We start from the raw sequence: 16,499 nt of genomic DNA on the forward strand, positions 1-16,499 counted from the left end.
ATACGTCCTTGTATTGTCGCATCGCCCTGCCATAGGCAAATTCCATGCAAAAACTCGATCCGCGTAAGCGCAAGGTCAAGATCCTCGCCACTGTCGGCCCCGCCAGCCGCGAGCCGGCCATGCTGGAAAAACTCGTTCGCGCCGGGGCAGATGCATTTCGCGTGAATATGAGCCACGGCGATCATGCCACGCACGAGGCGTCGATCAGGGCGATCCGCGAACTGGAAAAGGCGCTCCATCGCCCCATCGCGATTCTCGCTGACCTGCAAGGGCCGAAACTGCGCGTCGGCACATTTAAGGATGGACAGGCGGTAATCCGCCATTCGGGCCACTTTACGCTCGACCGCAATCCCGAACCGGGCGACGAAACCCGTGTCGAATTGCCCCACCCCGAACTGTTCGGCGTGCTGTCCAAGGGGCAGCGTCTGCTGATCAACGACGGGAAAATCCGCCTGAAAGTGATCGAAGCCGGAGCGGATAAAATTCTCTGCTCGGCAGAAGTCGGCGGGGTTATCTCCGACCGCAAGGGCGTCAATGTGCCCGATGCCGAGGTTCCGATCCCTGCACTGACAGAAAAGGACCGTCGCGATCTGGCGTTCGCTGTCGCGCAAGGAGTGGACTGGATCGGCCTGTCGTTCGTGCAGCGGCCCGAAGATCTGGCCGAAGCTCGCAAGCTGATCGGCGGCACCGGGCCGGAACATCCCGCCCTTTGCGCCAAGATCGAAAAACCGATGGCGGTGCGTCGTCTCAACGAAATTCTGGAACTGAGCGACGGGATCATGGTCGCGCGCGGCGATCTGGGTGTCGAGCTCGACCCCGAAGAAGTGCCGCCGCTGCAGAAGAAAATCGTCAACCTTGCGCGCATGGCGGGCAAGCCGGTGATCGTAGCGACACAAATGCTCGAATCGATGATCGAAAGCCCGACCCCGACCCGCGCCGAAGTGTCGGACGTGGCCAATGCGGTATATGACGGGGCCGACGCGGTCATGCTCAGTGCCGAAACCGCCGCGGGCGACTGGCCGGAAGAAGCGGTGAGCATCATGGACCGGATCGCCACGCAAGTGGAACGCGACGATGCCTATATCGCCCGCGTCCGCTTCCTCGACACCCCGCCCGACCGCACCACCGCCGACGCGCTGAGCCATGCCTGCATGACTATCGCAGACACAGTACCGATCCGCGCCATCACTGTGTTCACCGGATCGGGCAGCACTGCCCGCCGCGTCGCCCGCGAACGCCCAAGTGTGCCGATGCTGGTACTGACTCCATCGGCCAGAACCGCACGACGGCTATGCCTGCTGTGGGGGGCCCACGCCGTTTCGACCAAAGATATCGGCAGCTTCGAAGAAATGATCGCCAAGGGCAAACGCATGGCCCTGCGCCACGGCTTCGGGGAAGCGGGCAGCAAGATGATCGCCCTCGCCGGTGTCCCATTCGGCACACCGGGCAGCACCAACCTGCTCCACGTCGTCACCCTGACAGGGGACGAGTTGAAGAAGCATCGTGAAGGGTAGCGGCGACTCTGGGTTTAAATTCGATGCCTCCCACTTAGAGGCGCTTATTGATCGTCAGGGGGACACGCAGGAGAGTTTTGGCAGCAAGCCCACATGCTGGGCCAAGCAGGTCTGCAAAGCCCGCGACATTCCGAAGAACCTACCATGTGAAAAGTTGGGTCGAAAAGACCTGCTCGATATCTGGAGAAACAACAAAGACCCAAGGTATCTTTTTATTTGCACAATGTCTTGGGGTGGGATGCGGATATACAACGGAAAAGCCGCTTGGAAAGAAAGCTCTTCCTGGATTCCACTTATCGAAAAGCTAATGCAACCTGATATTGATCGCACAGAGATATATGAGGACTTCCATACTGCAAATCTGAAAGGAATCGGCCCGGCCTTTTTCACCAAACTGATATTTTTCGCGACACATAGCAGGCCCGAAAAAACCGGGTTCATAATGGATCAGTGGACCGCGAAATCGATCAATCTTCTACTTGGTCGAAACCTAGTGACACTTTCAAAAGCAGGATATGTCGCTGGATCGGGAAACTGTGAAAAAAATCCCGCGGGAGTCTACACAGAGTTCTGTCTCGCCATAGAGGACTTGGCTAATCACCTCGAATGTGAGCCAGCCATAGCCGAGGAAACACTTTTCTCTCGCGGAAGATCAAGATTTCGCAACGGTCCGCCAGAAGGTCAGTGGCGCACATACGTTCGCCAACATTACAAGAGGCAGTGATGCGGGCCTAAGTTCGCATCCCTATTTTCCCCACTATCTCTAGCCACCGCCTAAGCTCTTAATCCGGCGTCCTATTTCTGGCACTCGCCCCCCGCTTCATCATTGCGAGCGCAACGAAGCAATCCATGGACTGACGGCTCCGCCCATCACGTCGGTCGTGGCCGAGGCGAGGGCGGCCCATGGATTGCCACGTCGCTGCGCCCCTCGCAATGACGAGGGAGATGTGGTTCCTCCGCCATCGTCACCCCGGCCTTGAGCCGGGGTCCAGCTTCTGCTGGCGCGGCGCGGAAAGGATAAGCTGGGCCCCGGATCAGGTCCGGGGCGACGAGGTTCTATTTTGCAGGCGGGGAGAGGGAATGGCGAAGTCTTGCCGCACTGTCAGCTGCGTCTGGCCATTTCCCTACGCCTGCCACCTCGACGCCCCCACCCGCTAGCGGAGGCCATTTTTCAGCGTCCACCTCCCCGTTCGTCATTACGAGCACGGCGAAGCAATCCATGACCTGACAGTCCTACCTATCGCAGCGATTGTAATGAAGGCGAAGGGCACGACATGGATTGCCACGTCGCAATGCTCCTCGCAATGATGGGGGGGTTGGTGGAGGTACGCCCCACATCCCGCCACCCGACACTCTGGGGACTACGAACTATAAAGCGTTTTTTGCTTCCGCCTCGCCGGATTGCGTCAGCCGCCGCCGCGCTTCGGCTTCGCCAATCAGCGGGAGCAGTTCTTTCATATCCGGGCCGTGATCCATGCCTGTCAGCGCTTGTCTGAGCGGCAGGAACAGCGCCTTGCCCTTGCGGCCGCTCGCCTGCTTGAGCGCGCCGGTCAGCGCCTGCCACGGGTCATCGCCGGAAAAATCCAGCGCCGCGGCAGCCTGCACCAGATAGGCGCGGTCTTCATCGGAAAAGTCCGGCGCCGTGATCGGCCCGGTCACCAGATTCCACCATTCGGCCACATCGGCCAGAGTCGTCAGGTTGGGCCGGATCGCGTGCCACCCCGCCTCGTCGACCCCGGCAGGCAAGCGGTCCGCCACTTCTGCGAACGGCATTTGGTGGATCAGCGCGGTATTGATCCGCTCCAGCTCGGCATCGTCGAACCGGGCTGGCGCACGGCCAAAAGTGGAGAGGTCGAACGTGTCGATCAGCGTCTGGCGATCGGCAATCGGTTCGACCGGCTGACTGGTACCCAGACGGGCCAGCAAAGCCACGATCGCCTGCGGCTCGATCCCCCGTTCGCGGAAGGCAGCACAGCCGAGCGAACCAAGTCGTTTGGACAACTTACCTTCGCTGCCGACCAGCAACGCCTCGTGTGCGAAGCGGGGCATCGGGGCACCCGAACCCATCGCATCGCGCAGCGCAGTGAACATCTGGATCTGCACGGCCGTGTTACTCACATGGTCTTCCCCGCGCAGAACATCGGTGACCCCCATCTCGATGTCGTCGATGGCGCTGGGCAGCATGTAGAGCCACGATCCGTCGGCGCGGCGGATCACCGGGTCGGAGAGCTGCGCGGCGTCGAATTTCTGTTCCCCGCGAATGCCGTCTGTCCACACAATCGGCTCTGCATGGTCGAGTTTGAACCGCCAGTGCGGGGCAATCCCCTCCGCTTCCTTCGCAGCACGGTCGGCATCGGTCAGGTCGAGCGCGGCGCGGTCGTAAATCGGCGGCAGGCCGCGACCCAGCGCGATCTTGCGCTTCAGCTCCAGCTCCTGCGCGGTTTCGTATGCCGGATAAACCCGGCCCGCATCCTTCAGCGCGGCAAATGCCGCCTCGTACTGCGCCAGCCGCGCCGACTGGCGCTCCTCCCCATCGTAATCCAGCCCCAGCCAGGCGAGATCGGCACGGATCGCATCGACATATTCTTCGCGGCTGCGCTCGGCATCGGTATCGTCGATCCGCAGCAGGAAACGCCCGCCATTCTTGCGCGCCAGCAACCAGTTATGCAGCGCTGTACGGATATTGCCCACATGCAATGTGCCAGTGGGCGAAGGGGCGAAACGGGTCGTAACTGTCATCGGCTCAACTCAAAAACGGCATATTCGGCGCGCAAGTTTGCCCACAGCGGGCCAATCTGGCGTTGCCCGGAAAAGAACCACGCATTTTCGCACGTGACGCCCAGCTTCGCGATCAGTTCGCGAAAATCGTCGATAGTGACATTGTGGATGTTCTGGGTTTCGTACCAACTGACGGGCAAGTACCGGGTCACCGGCATCCTCCCGCGAAATGCCAGCGCAGCGCGCATCCGCCACTGGGCGAAGTTGGGGAAACTGACGAACGCCTGACGCCCCACCCGCAGCAATTCGTCCAGCATCCGGTCGGGCCGGGCGGCGGTTTGCAACGTTTGCGACAGGATCGCGTAATCGAACGCCTTGTCGGGATACTCCACCAGATCGCGGTCGGCATCGCCCTGCACTACGCTCAACCCGCGCGCGACGCAGCGTTCAACCAGCACCGGATCGATTTCCATCCCGCGCGCATCGCACCCCTTCTGCGTCCGCAAGACCTCCATCAGCTCGCCTTCCCCGCAACCGATGTCGAGCACGCGCGAGCCGGCGGCGACCTTATCTGCGATGACCGCCAGATCGGGACGAAGCATCGTCATTCGACAAACCCCTTCACCACCCGGTCGAGCGCCGACACGTCGAGCAGAAAACTGTCGTGTCCATACGGCGCGCTGAGCTCCACGAAACTGACCGCTGCCCCTGCCGCGTTGAGCGCATGGACGACATGGCGGCTTTCCGCTGTAGGATAGAGCCAGTCGCTATCGAAGCTGACCAGACAGAACCGCGCCTGCGATCCGGCGAAGGCATTTGCCAGCCTTCCACCATGTTCCTCTGCAAGGTCAAAATAGTCCATCGCACGAGTAATATATAGGTAGCTGTTAGCATCAAAACGGCGTGTAAAGCCGCTACCCTGATAACGCAGGTAACTTTCTACTTGAAAATCAGCGTCGAAGCCGAACGATTTAGTGTCACGATCCTGTAAATTCCGGCCAAATTTGTCGGTCAGCCCGTCTTCCGACAGATAAGTGATGTGCGCCGCCATCCGCGCCACGGCCAGCCCGGCATCGGGGGAGGCACCGCTGGCGTAATAGTCGCCATCTTGCCAGTTGGGATCGGCCATGATCGCCTGCCGCCCCAATTCGTGAAATGCTATATTCTGCGCCGAATGACGACTGGTAGACGCAATCACCAGCACCCGTTCCGCACGATCCGGCCAATTGGCGGCGAGGCTGAGCGCCTGCATCCCGCCCATCGATCCACCCACAATCGCGTGAAGCCGCTCGATGCCCATCCCATCAAGCAGACCGACCAATCCGCGCACCATATCGCGGATTGTAATCACCGGAAAACGCATGGCATATGGCTGCCCGTCCGGTGCAATACTAGCTGGCCCGGTCGAGCCCATGCAACTGCCGATTACGTTGGCACAAATGACATAGTAGCGACTGGTATCGATGGGTTTGCCCGGCCCCACCATCCGTTCCCACCAGCCAGGTTTGCCGGTGATGGGATGCGTGCTCGCCAGATACTGATCGCCCGTAAGAGCATGCGTAACAAGCATGGCATTCGATTTGTCTGCCGCCAGTTCGCCATAAGTCTCGTATGCGATCTGCACACCTTCCAGTGTCTGACCGCTGTCGAGCGGCAGGGGGGCAGCAAATGTAAGTGCTCTGGATGCGGACAAAGTGGCCATCGTGCGGGCCGCTTGGGATGAAGCCGCGCCCAAGTCAACAACTCAGCAACGGGGCAGGCAAAGGCAGAATTTGTTCGTTTTGCGCGGCACACGCGCTATGCGCCGCGTCACGATGGCAGACAGCACCAATCTCAGCCCCACACCGAAGCCCTGGATAGAGGGCATTCACGCCTATATTCCCGGCAAGTCAGCCAATGCGGACGGGAAGCCGCTTATCAAGCTGTCCGCAAACGAAAATCCGCTGGGAACCAGCCCGGCGGTCCATGCCGCAATGGGCACTGCCGTCCATCCCAACCGATATCCCGATCCCGACTCGCGCGCACTTCGAAAAGAACTGGGAGCAAAGCACGACATCGATCCCGGCCACATCGTTTGCGGCACCGGATCGGGCGAATTGCTCAACTGCGCTGTTCAGGCTTTCGCGGGTCAGGGAGATGAAGTTCTGTTCTCCCGCTACTCGTTCTCACTCTATCCGTTGCTAGCTCAGAAAGTCGGTGCCACGCCTGTAATGGCGGAGGATGCGGACTATGCCGCGTCGGTCGATAATCTGCTGGCCGCTGTTACCGAGCGGACCAAAGTGGTGATCGTCGACAACCCCAACAATCCCATCGGATGCTGGTTGCCGGCGGACGAAATTGCCCGTCTGCATTCTGGTTTGCCGCAAGACGTTTTATTGATCGTTGATCAGGCCTACGCCGAATTTCTGGCAGAGGGCGTGGACGATGGCGCATTCGAACTGGCCGCTCAGCACAGAAATGTACTGGTCCTGCGGACCTTCTCCAAAGCCTATGGCATTGCAGGCGAACGCGTTGGCTGGGCGACTGGTGCCCCACCTCTGATCGATATGATCAACCGCGTGCGCGGTGCGTTCAACGTCAGCAATCACGGGCAGGTTGCCGCGCTCGCGGCATTGGGCGACGACACGTGGATCGCCCGCTGCCGTAAGGAAAACGCAGCCGAACGCGCGCGTTTCGTGGAAGCGATGGAAGCGATGGGCAATCACGGCATTCGCCCGCTGCCGAGCGAGGCGAACTTCGTGCTGGTCCTATTCGAAGGCGTGTTGACCGCCGAAGCCGCACTGGCGGCCATCGCCGAAGCGGGCTATGCCGTGCGCCACTTGCCCGGTCAAGGTTTGCCTCATGCCTTGCGGATTACCATCGGTCAGCGCGAAGATATGGATGCAGTGGCAACCGCAATCCGGCAAGCGGCGGAGGCAGCGTGATGACCATAGAACGCGTTGCAATCATTGGTCTGGGGCTGCTTGGCGGCTCTGTCGGGCTCGCGATCGCGGAATACCTGCCGCAAGTCGCGACCACCGGCTACGACGCATCGCCTGCAACGCGCCAGCGCGCAGCCGAACGCGGTCTGGTTGGCACAGTGCACGATAATGCCGCCGATGCGGTTGCCGATGCAGATCTGGTGATTTTCTGCGTCCCCGTCGGCGCGATTGCCGATGTTGCGCGCGAGATGGCAGCGGCCATTCCGGCTAAGGCAATCATCAGCGATGTCGGGTCATCAAAAGCCGCCGTTTCGCAAGCCTTGGCGGACGCTTTGCCCGACAATTTCATTGTGCCCGCTCACCCGGTTGCAGGAACCGAACGCAGCGGGCCGGACGCAGGCTTCCCGGCATTGTTCCGCCAGCGCTGGTGCATTCTGACTCCACCAGAAGGCACCGATCCCGATGCGATTGCGGAGGTTTCGGCATTCTGGGAAGCGCTCGGCGCCAAGGTCGAAATGATGGACGCAGCGCATCACGATCTGGTGCTGGCAGTCACCAGCCATATTCCGCACCTGATCGCTTATACCATCGTGGGTACAGCCTCCGATCTGGAAGATGTAACCCGCAGCGAAGTCATCAAATATTCCGCCGGTGGCTTCCGCGACTTCACCCGCATCGCTGCAAGCGACCCAACGATGTGGCGCGACGTTTTTCTGACTAATCGCGAAGCGGTGCTGGAAATGCTGGGCCGTTTCACGGAGGATCTGACCGCATTACAGCGCGCGATCCGCCGCGAAGACGGTCAGGCATTGTTCGACCTGTTCACCCGCACCCGCGCAATCCGCCGCTCGATTATCGAACAGGGTCAGGATGATGCACGCCCCGACTTCGGGCGCAGCGATCACTGATTGAGCGCGTTGATCGCTTCCAGAACCCGCTGCTCCACCTCTTCGCGAGACAAACCCGGCGGGATAGGCTCGCCAAAACGGTAGGTCAGCGTTCCGCTGCGTTTCCACCGGCGATGATACAGCGGCCCGCTGTTCACCGCCACCGGCACAACTGGCAGCCCTACCAGCTTGTACAGCCCCGCAAAACCCGATTGCAGCGGCGCGCGGGCACCATGTGGAACACGGGTGCCTTCGGGAAAGATCACGAGTGGGCGGCCCTCCGCCGTTAGTCGCCGGGCTGCAGATAGCATCTTCCTAAGCGTACTGGCGCCACGCCCGCGCGCCACGGGAACAAGGCCGTAGATGATCCCAAGACGGCCCCACCCCGGAATACGAAACAGCTCTTCTTTAGCGAAAACCCCCGGTTCATGCAGCGACATGGTCAGGTCGATCGCTTCGTAAAAACTCTCGTGTTTCATCGCGTAAAGCACTGGCTCGTCCAGCGGCCGCGGATCGCCTTCAACGGCCACATCGATGCCCAGCAATACGCGGGCGCAGCTACGATGAAAGCCGGACCATCCCCGAATGGCCTTGCGAAACGCCTTCGCTCCGAATGGCAGCGCCAGGAACACAGCCAGCACACCAAACACCGAGCCGCCATAAAATGCTATATAGAACAATAGGCTACGCACAACACGCATGATCTTCAGCATCTCAGATATCGATGAGCCGCGCCAGATAGCTGGCGATCAACTTGTTATATTCGAGGAACAGGTTGCGGAGCGAAGGGGTCGTATGCACGGCATCGCGGATAATCGTGACGCCCGATGGGAGCGCAGCTTTCAATTCGCCTTCCGCACGGCGCATATGCCAGTCAGCCGTCACCAGTCGAATAGAGCGATAGCGGTGCCGGGCAACCCATGCAGCCGTCTCTGCCGCGTTGCTGCGCGTATCGACCGCGTTAAAACCAAGGGTAACACAACACTCCATCGTCTTTTCCGGCACCGAGTATTGCGCGGCGAATTCCGGGCGGGTTACTTCGCGATCCACCCCGGTTACCAGCATCGCTGGCGCGCCACCGCTTTCGAGCGCTGCCAGCCCACGTTCAATCCGGCCTGCCGAGCCGGTGGGAACAACAATGGCATTGGTACGCCCGCCCTCGACCGGTTGCGGTAAGGCAATCGCAAACACGCCGAAGCCGATCATATAGCAGAGCAATATTAAGGCGATGAAGCGCACAATCACAGCATTCGCCTCAGTGCCGCCAGAACTGTCAGACGCGCAGTCAGCATTGCAATAGCAACGCCGATGAACGGAATCGCTGCAATCGCCAACCAATCGATGGGCCGCAGGCCGCCACTTGCCATCAGGCCCGAACCAAGTGCCGCGAATCGACTGCCAAGCAGCGATATCGCCAACATACCGATCGCCAGACCCACTGCTCCCCCGGCCACTGCATCAAAGCCTATCGACCGCTGAAAAATGCGGGCGATCTGACCATCTGTACCGCCGAGCAGATGCACGATTTCAATCGTATCCCGATTGCTGCCCAGCGCACTCCGGGCGGCAAGCCAAACGGCGGTGGCACTGATGGCCGCAAGCATGACAACCAATGCGAGAGCCAACCACTGCAGCGCCTCTATCGCGCCGAATACGGGTTGCAGCCATCCTGACTGAGCATCAACCCGTGCATCCGGCGCAACCGACGCAAGCGCAGCGCGCAGCGCGCTTAACTGCTCTTCACTGGCCGAACTACGCAGTTGCACATCGATCAGCGCCGGAATCGGTACTGCCAGATCTCCACTACTGCTCTTGCCGAGCCATGGTTCCAAAAGTTCGTCGAGTTCGGACTGCGGCACAATCCGCAACCCCGTCACCTGCGGCAATTCGGCCAGAGCCTTCTCTGCCAGATCCGCCTGCCGCACCTTTTCTTGCGGCTGTGCAGCCAGGATCTGAACTGTCACTGCCCCCGACAGCTCACCTTGGGCACCGCGAGCCAGATTGGTCAGTGCCATCCCTCCGGCTGCGGCGATAACTGTCAGCGCGACCATGATCGCAATGACCCATGGCATCGGCCCAGCCAGACGCGCCTGAGGCACGAGAGCAGCGGCGCGGTTTCCACCGAAACGCGCTATCCCTTTCGCTGTGTTGCCTTTGACGACAGGTGGCTTCTTCACGCTCATCCCGCATTTTCCCGGCGAGGGGGATAACGCAACGCGCCAGTAGGGTCGGACAGCCGCCCTTTGTCGAGGCGCATAATCATCGACCCTGAAACCTTACGAAGTAAATGTACATCGTGGGTTGCGACGACGACTGTCGTCCCAAGTCGATTGAGAGCTTCAAACAGCCGCAACAGTTTAAGCGCCATTTCCGGATCGACATTTCCGGTGGGTTCGTCAGCCAGCAGCATATCGGGCCTGCCAATCACAGCGCGGGCGATAGCGACCCTCTGCCGCTCGCCCCCCGAAAGCGTCGCGGGTTTTGCCTCCTTGCGATGCGACAGGCCCACCCATTCTAGCATGTCGTCCACCGGTTTGGCGATCTCCGCTTCCCGCACACCGGATACCCGCAAGGGCAACGCCACGTTGTCATACGCCGACAGATGCGGAACCAGACGAAAATCCTGAAACACAACGCCCAGACGGCGCCGGAAGGCGGGCAGTCGCTTGCGCGGCAATGTGACCGTGTCCGTACCGAACAGACGGATTACCCCACGCGAAGGCCGCTGAGCGAGATAAAGCAATTTCAGTAGCGATGTTTTCCCTGCGCCACTTGCCCCCGTCAGGAAATAGAAACTGCCCGGATGCAACGTGAACGAGACATCGCTCAACACCTCCCGGTCGGCCCCATAACGCAGCCCGACATTGTCAAACGTCACGATATCGCGCCCACGGTCGGTCATCGTGGTATCTGCCCGGTGTACCGGCAGGTTGGGGGAGATTGAAGCGCACAGGACATCGGCCCGGAGGCTATAGCGGCCCTTCGATGTGGAAAAAAGCCATCAACGACGTTCCTGAGCCGTTGCCACTATTGTTGTATTCGAGACGCTTGCCTAGGAATTAGGCAGGATGATTATCGCCTGCCCCGCTTGTTCCACGCGATATGTCGTGCCCGATACCGCCATAGGTGTCGAAGGGCGCACTGTGCGTTGCGCGAAATGCAGACATAGCTGGTTTCAGGAAGGGCAAACTGCGGAAGCCGTTGCGATTGCAACGGAAACGCAGGGTTCTCCGGCTACACCGCAGGCACAATCAGCAACGCCGCCTCAGGCAGAAGCACGCCCTGCACCGACCCCGCAACAAACCGAACAGCCTACGCCTCAGGATATCGACTCACCGCGCGAAAAATCCGGGGACATTGCTGCAGAAGGTCCGCCAGCATCTGACGCAGACGACACACCTGCGCCAGAAAATGTGGCACCGGCACCAACGGGTGTCGAATCATCACCGCCGCCGCCCGTTGCAGTTTACGATGATGATGCCGTATCGCAGTTCGATTATGAGCCGCCCTTCAGGCCGCGACGCAATACGCTGAAATTATGGACGGCCGCGGCCGCCTTTTTCGCGGCTTGTGCGCTGGGGGCGGTGGTTGCGGTGAGTTATTGGGGCGTACCCGATTGGGTTCCGATCAGTCAGCCTACGTTCGCCGCCGGACAGCCCGACCTCGTACTCAGCTTCCCACCCGACCGACAGGAACGGCGGACATTGCCGAATGGCACCGAGTATTTCGGTGCCAGCGGAACGGTTAAAAATGTCGGTCGCGAAACAATGCGCGTGCCGTCTATTCTGATCGTTCTGCGCGATGCACGGGAACGGATCGTTTATAGCTGGGAAGTCGCGCCGCCCAAGTCCAAACTGGCCCCCGGCGAAACGATGACGATCAACGAAGCGGTGACGGATGTTCCCAAGTCGGCCAGAATTGCGGAAATTGGCTGGAAGCCCAGCTAACTGTCAGACGAAGCGATAATCAAGCGGCACGCCTTAATGTCCGGCGATCTTTGCCTCTCGCGCTAAACACGACCATCTTCTCTCCAATTGTGCGGTTCCGTCCGCCTGCCTTGGCATCGTAAAGTAGCCGATCAACGCGCGCATAGAGCGTTTCGAATGTTACGTTCTGCGGTCCCCGTTCGGCCATTTCCAGCAGCCCCATGCTCGCGGTAACGGGCCGGTCCAATCCAACAACATCGATTGCTACATGTCGGGTAATTGCCTGACGGCGCGCTTCCGCTCGATTGCGTGCATCGGAACCTCGCAGAAGCAGCATAAATTCCTCCCCACCCATGCGTATAGCCAAGGTATCTTCGTCTTCCCTGAGGGCGCCTGCCACCGAACGAAGGACTTCGTCACCCTTCGCATGTCCATATGAGTCATTGATAGACTTAAAATAATCGAGATCGATAAGAGCACAGGCCCTGAACCCTTCCGCACGCAATTGTTCGAAATTGCGCTCTATAGCGCGCCGATTGAGCAAGCCGGTCAGCGGATCACGCTCTGCAAGGTCTTCGAAGATACGGGTTTCTGCCAAGGCATCATCTCGTTGGCGCTTTATATTCATAAGCCGGTGCGCCACGCCGAGTGTCGCGACCGCCCCTTCGACGACAATTGCTACGTAGAGCATCGGCATTGCTTCTTCGGGGCTAAAGCCAGGGAATAGCATCGTCACGAGCCGTATGCCGCCCATCGCAAAGAATGGCGTCAGCCCGATGAGCTTCAACTCAGCAGAACGGCTCCCTCGATATAAACCATTGATAAGAGAGATAAGCAACAGCACCAAAACCGGAATAAAGGCGGCATAATACAGCTTCACCTGAATCGCGCGCAAAACCGTGGGAAAGAAAGCATGCCCCAGCGCAACCGAGATCATCCACAATGGAACCCATCGCATCATCTTACGCAGCACCGGGTTCAATTTGCCCGGCTCGATAAACGCTTCGGTAAACGCGCACATGGCTGCAACAGCTATCCCAAACGAAATCACCAGTCCGCGAAATAATTGTTCAACCGACAGATCGATAAAGTGCATCGCAATGCCTGATGAAAGCAAGCATTGGGCGAGCAGCGCGAAAGACAAAATGACGTGCCACAGAACAAAACGCTCCTTTAGCACCGGATAGAACGCGATATTGTATGCAATGGGCATCGCAAGCAGCCCGCAAACAATGGCGACCAGCAGCATAAAGCGAATGGATCCTGGCTCGTTTATCGGGTTTTTGTCCAACAGGTGAGAACGCAAGAACAGAGAGGGATTGATCGGATAATCGAAAGCAACAATCACAGCTTCACTATTTCGTGTCGTTTCTGGCAACGGAATCAGGAAACGATTACCGAGCGGTGCAGCAAGGATTTCTGCAGGGGTAACGCGTTTTTCCGCCAGAATGCGGCTGTCTTTATCGACAAGTGCCACCACGATATCGCCTGCGACGATAGCCACGCTGGAGAAGTAGCGCGGCACAGCCCCATCAGGATCAAGTGGGATACGTATCACAGTGCGGTCGGGCACAAGACTGGCGGCAGATAAATCGCAACGCCAGCGGGCAGAATCCGCCAGCACTCGGACCAGAGATTCGTCCGGTGAAGAGGGCGCAAAGCAATCGGGCGTATACGATCCTTCAGCCTGAGACTGGCCTGAAAAAGGTGCATGCATAGCAGCGAACGCAGCGCAAAACGCCGCAAATACCGCAACAGCTACAATGATCCCCCTCGTATTCACGAGGATGATCTAAAGGCCATCCTCTTTAAAGGCTCATTAGACTAGAGGTTAACTTTCGATTACCTCAGATACCGGCACATAGTCATAACCGAGTTCTTCAGCGACGGCCCGATATGTCACGTTCCCAGCCTGAACGTTGAGCCCGGCGGCGAGATGTGGATTTTGACGCATGGCTTCCCGCCAGCCCAGGTCGGCAATCTTCAGTGCATGAGGCAAAGTCACATTGTTCAATGCGTAGGTGCTGGTTCGGGCAACCGCACCGGGCATATTCGCAACGCAGTAATGGACGATCCCCTCAACAATATAAGTAGGGTCGGAATGGGTGGTCGGATGGCTGGTTTCGAAACAACCACCCTGATCGATCGCGACATCCACCAGCACCGCACCCGGCTTCATCCCAGTGAGCATTTCGCGCGTGACCAAGCGCGGTGCCGCCGCTCCGGGCACCAATACCGCACCGATTACCAGATCGGCTTCGTTCACGGCCTCCTGCAGATTAGCGGTATTGGAAAAACGCGTTTTTGCCCGACTCTCAAAATGAATCCCAAGACGTTCAAGCACTTCCGGATCGCGATCCAGAATCGTCGTATCAGCACCAAGCCCAACTGCCATCTGGGCGGCATTGAATCCCACGACACCACCACCAATCACCACCACTTTGCCGGGAAGCACCCCAGGAACCCCGCCCAACAATACCCCGCGCCCGCCATGCGCCTTTTCCAGTGCGCTGGCCCCTGCCTGAATGCTCATTCTTCCCGCAACCTGGCTCATAGGCTTAAGCAATGGGAGCGAATTGTTCGCGCCCGTGACTGTTTCATATGCAATCGCAGTGACGCCAGATTTGAGAAGGTCGGCCGTCTGGGCAGGGTCAGGTGCGAGATGAAGATATGTATACAACACCTGCCCCTTGCGTAATTGGCTACGCTCAACGGCTTGCGGCTCCTTGACCTTCACGATCATTTCGCACTCGGCAAAAATAGGTGTCGGCCCGTCTCTGATCACTGCCCCTGCATCGACATACTCTGCATCGCTTGCGCCGATCCCTGCGCCGGCACCGCTTTCGATCCAGACCTCGTGTCCATGCGCGACAAGTTCCCGCGCACTTTCCGGAGTCAAACCAACGCGATACTCGTGATCCTTGATCTCTTTGGGGCAGCCGATACGCATGGACCATTCTCCTTTATTGCCACCCGTTACAGTTGTAACAATTTGGCGGCAAGGCGGATCCACAAATGCGCCACTCTACGCGCGAATGGATAGTCATGTAACCGTCATAAAATACACATAATGGCGTCGTGTCACTGTAATGAACTGGCAATGGAACCGTAATGTGAGGCAGATTCGGAACGGGATTTCAGCGCTCGCTATAGCGGCCACAGTCGGATGGATCACTCCGGTCGAAGCGCAGGAATCAGAAGACACACGTGCCGAACTGGCAGAAATGCGGGCACAAATAAAAGCCATGGCCGCGCGTATCGACTCGCTCGAAACGCAGCTCGATATGGCAAAGCAACGTGCTGCAACCACCGCCTCTGTTGGTGATATTGCGGTTTCTGCGAACCAATCTATGCCCGAAAATGCCAAGGCACCTGACGCAATCGCGTGGAAAGGTGCTCCGGAAGTCGAAAGCAGCGATGGCTGGACCTTCAAGCCTCGTGGGCGATTGCAATACGATGCCGGCTTCACCTCGGTCCCCTCTTCCAGTGGCAGAGTAGATGGGTTCGGCAGTGAATTGCGTCGCGCGCGCCTTGGTGTCGAAGGCGATATTCCCGGCGGGTTCGGCTACAAAATGGAGCTCGATTTTGCGGGCGGCACGGCAGAGGTAACCGATGCCATCCTCTCCTATCAGGACAAAGGGCTAACCGTCACTGTTGGCCAACAAAACAATTTTCAGGGTTTGGAAGAACTCACCAGCAGTCGCTTCACATCGATGATGGAACGCGCAGCCTTTACCGATGCATTCAATTTCGAACGCCGCGTTGGTCTGGCACTCCAATATTCAAGTGGTCCCATATTGCTCCAGGGCGGGGTCTTCAGTGACAATTACGACGATCTGTCCAATAAAAACTGGGGGCTGGACGGTCGCGCGGTTTTCCTTCCCAAAATCGGCAATACTCAGCTGCATCTTGCCGGATCGCTGCACTACACCTCCCTGCAGGAATTGAGCACTGTTCGCTATCGCCATCGCCCATTGGTTCACTTCACGTCAGACAGGTTCATCGACACCGGCGCGCTCGATGCCGAAAGCGAGATCGGATATGGATTGGAAGCGGCGGCTATACACGGACCATTCCACTTCGCCTCGGAAGGATATTGGCAGCATCTGATCCGCCCCGGCGCGCTCAGCGATCCGACGTTTTTCGGCGGCTACACTGAAATCGGCATGTTCCTGACGCCTGGTGATTCCCGCCGATATAAAAAAGGCGTTTTCGATCGGGCAAAGCCATCCAGTCCAGTTGGCAACGGCGGCTTTGGATCGGTCGAAGTCAACTTGCGCTACGACTACCTTGATCTCACCGATGCGGGGATTGTTGGCGGCACACAGAACGGATATCAGCTATCGGTGGTTTGGGCACCGATCGACTACGTGCGGTTCCTGCTCAACTACGCCCGGCTCGATTACACCGATGCCCTGCATGCTATACCGGGTACTAGCCGGAATTATAGCGTCGATGCATTCGGTGCGCGGGCCCAGATCGATTTTTGATCGCCTCCTCGCAGACCCTGCATCACGCGTCATTTTCCTGTCA

15 protein-coding genes are annotated in these 16,499 nt (G+C 58.8%); 6 read left to right on the plus strand and 9 right to left on the minus strand.

Annotated features, from left to right (window positions below):
• The first annotated feature begins 44 nt into the window (after window positions 1–44).
• Window positions 45–1,514: a pyruvate kinase gene (gene pyk / locus CV013_RS11005; RefSeq protein WP_102155607.1), complete on the plus strand. Its 1,470-nt coding sequence runs from the start codon at window positions 45–47 to the stop codon at window positions 1,512–1,514.
• A complete protein-coding gene (locus tag CV013_RS11010; RefSeq protein ID WP_102155609.1) occupies window positions 1,504–2,238 on the plus strand; it encodes an 8-oxoguanine DNA glycosylase OGG fold protein in 735 nt (244 codons plus the stop codon). The genes pyk and CV013_RS11010 overlap by 11 nt, the downstream gene beginning before the upstream one ends.
• Before the next feature lie 644 nt (window positions 2,239–2,882).
• On the opposite strand, the gene gltX is transcribed toward CV013_RS11010, so the two are convergent.
• The 3 genes from gltX to metX are packed head-to-tail and all read right to left on the minus strand — an operon-like array spanning window position 2,883 to window position 5,934.
• Complete coding sequence (gene gltX / locus CV013_RS11015; RefSeq protein WP_102155611.1) at window positions 2,883–4,253, minus strand: glutamate--tRNA ligase; 1,371 nt, start codon at window positions 4,251–4,253, stop codon at window positions 2,883–2,885.
• Window positions 4,250–4,840: a methionine biosynthesis protein MetW gene (gene metW / locus CV013_RS11020; protein ID WP_102155613.1), complete on the minus strand. Its 591-nt coding sequence runs from the start codon at window positions 4,838–4,840 to the stop codon at window positions 4,250–4,252. Before metW ends, gltX begins: the two co-directional genes overlap by 4 nt.
• On the minus strand, window positions 4,837–5,934 hold the full coding sequence (gene metX / locus CV013_RS11025) for a homoserine O-acetyltransferase MetX (protein ID WP_102155614.1): 1,098 nt from the start codon (window positions 5,932–5,934) through the stop codon (window positions 4,837–4,839). Before metX ends, metW begins: the two co-directional genes overlap by 4 nt.
• 112 nt (window positions 5,935–6,046) lie before the next feature.
• Between metX and CV013_RS11030 the strand changes: the two genes are divergently transcribed.
• Together CV013_RS11030 and CV013_RS11035 are read left to right on the plus strand one after the other, a co-directional pair.
• Entirely contained in the window at window positions 6,047–7,156 is a 1,110-nt protein-coding gene (locus CV013_RS11030) for a pyridoxal phosphate-dependent aminotransferase (RefSeq protein WP_102155957.1), read from the plus strand.
• Window positions 7,156–8,061, plus strand: a complete 906-nt coding sequence (locus tag CV013_RS11035; RefSeq protein ID WP_102155616.1) for a prephenate/arogenate dehydrogenase family protein — start codon at window positions 7,156–7,158, stop codon at window positions 8,059–8,061. The genes CV013_RS11030 and CV013_RS11035 overlap by 1 nt, the downstream gene beginning before the upstream one ends.
• Here CV013_RS11035 and CV013_RS11040 read toward each other — a convergent pair.
• From CV013_RS11040 to ftsE, 4 genes are read right to left on the minus strand one after another with little or no spacing between them, the layout of a single operon-like run.
• On the minus strand, window positions 8,055–8,753 hold the full coding sequence (locus CV013_RS11040; protein WP_223805214.1) for a lysophospholipid acyltransferase family protein: 699 nt from the start codon (window positions 8,751–8,753) through the stop codon (window positions 8,055–8,057). The genes CV013_RS11035 and CV013_RS11040 overlap by 7 nt on opposite strands.
• Before the next feature lies 1 nt (window position 8,754).
• The gene (locus CV013_RS11045) at window positions 8,755–9,285 is read right to left on the minus strand and encodes a YdcF family protein (protein WP_102155618.1); all 531 of its coding nucleotides are present in this window, start codon (window positions 9,283–9,285) and stop codon (window positions 8,755–8,757) included.
• Complete coding sequence (locus CV013_RS11050) at window positions 9,282–10,217, minus strand: cell division protein FtsX (protein ID WP_232806589.1); 936 nt, start codon at window positions 10,215–10,217, stop codon at window positions 9,282–9,284. The genes CV013_RS11045 and CV013_RS11050 overlap by 4 nt, the downstream gene beginning before the upstream one ends.
• Before the next feature lie 2 nt (window positions 10,218–10,219).
• Window positions 10,220–10,942: a cell division ATP-binding protein FtsE gene (gene ftsE / locus CV013_RS11055; protein WP_102155623.1), complete on the minus strand. Its 723-nt coding sequence runs from the start codon at window positions 10,940–10,942 to the stop codon at window positions 10,220–10,222.
• Window positions 10,943–11,108: 166 nt separating this feature from the next.
• On the opposite strand from ftsE, the gene CV013_RS11060 reads away from it, so the two are divergent.
• Complete coding sequence (locus CV013_RS11060) at window positions 11,109–11,987, plus strand: zinc-ribbon domain-containing protein (protein ID WP_102155625.1); 879 nt, start codon at window positions 11,109–11,111, stop codon at window positions 11,985–11,987.
• A 19-nt stretch (window positions 11,988–12,006) separates the two neighbouring features.
• Here CV013_RS11060 and CV013_RS11065 read toward each other — a convergent pair whose 3' ends face one another.
• A complete protein-coding gene (locus tag CV013_RS11065) occupies window positions 12,007–13,683 on the minus strand; it encodes a GGDEF domain-containing protein (protein WP_102155627.1) in 1,677 nt (558 codons plus the stop codon).
• Between the two features lie 114 nt (window positions 13,684–13,797).
• Window positions 13,798–14,916 (minus strand): alanine dehydrogenase, encoded by a 1,119-nt coding sequence (gene ald / locus CV013_RS11070; RefSeq protein ID WP_102155629.1) that lies wholly within the window; start codon window positions 14,914–14,916, stop codon window positions 13,798–13,800.
• Between the two features lie 163 nt (window positions 14,917–15,079).
• On the opposite strand from ald, the gene CV013_RS11075 reads away from it, so the two are divergent.
• Window positions 15,080–16,456 (plus strand): porin, encoded by a 1,377-nt coding sequence (locus CV013_RS11075; protein ID WP_223805213.1) that lies wholly within the window; start codon window positions 15,080–15,082, stop codon window positions 16,454–16,456.
• Window positions 16,457–16,499: the final 43 nt, after the last annotated feature.

Origin of the sequence: Tsuneonella flava (assembly GCF_002870965.1) — a bacterium.
GTDB lineage: Bacteria > Pseudomonadota > Alphaproteobacteria > Sphingomonadales > Sphingomonadaceae > Tsuneonella > Tsuneonella flava.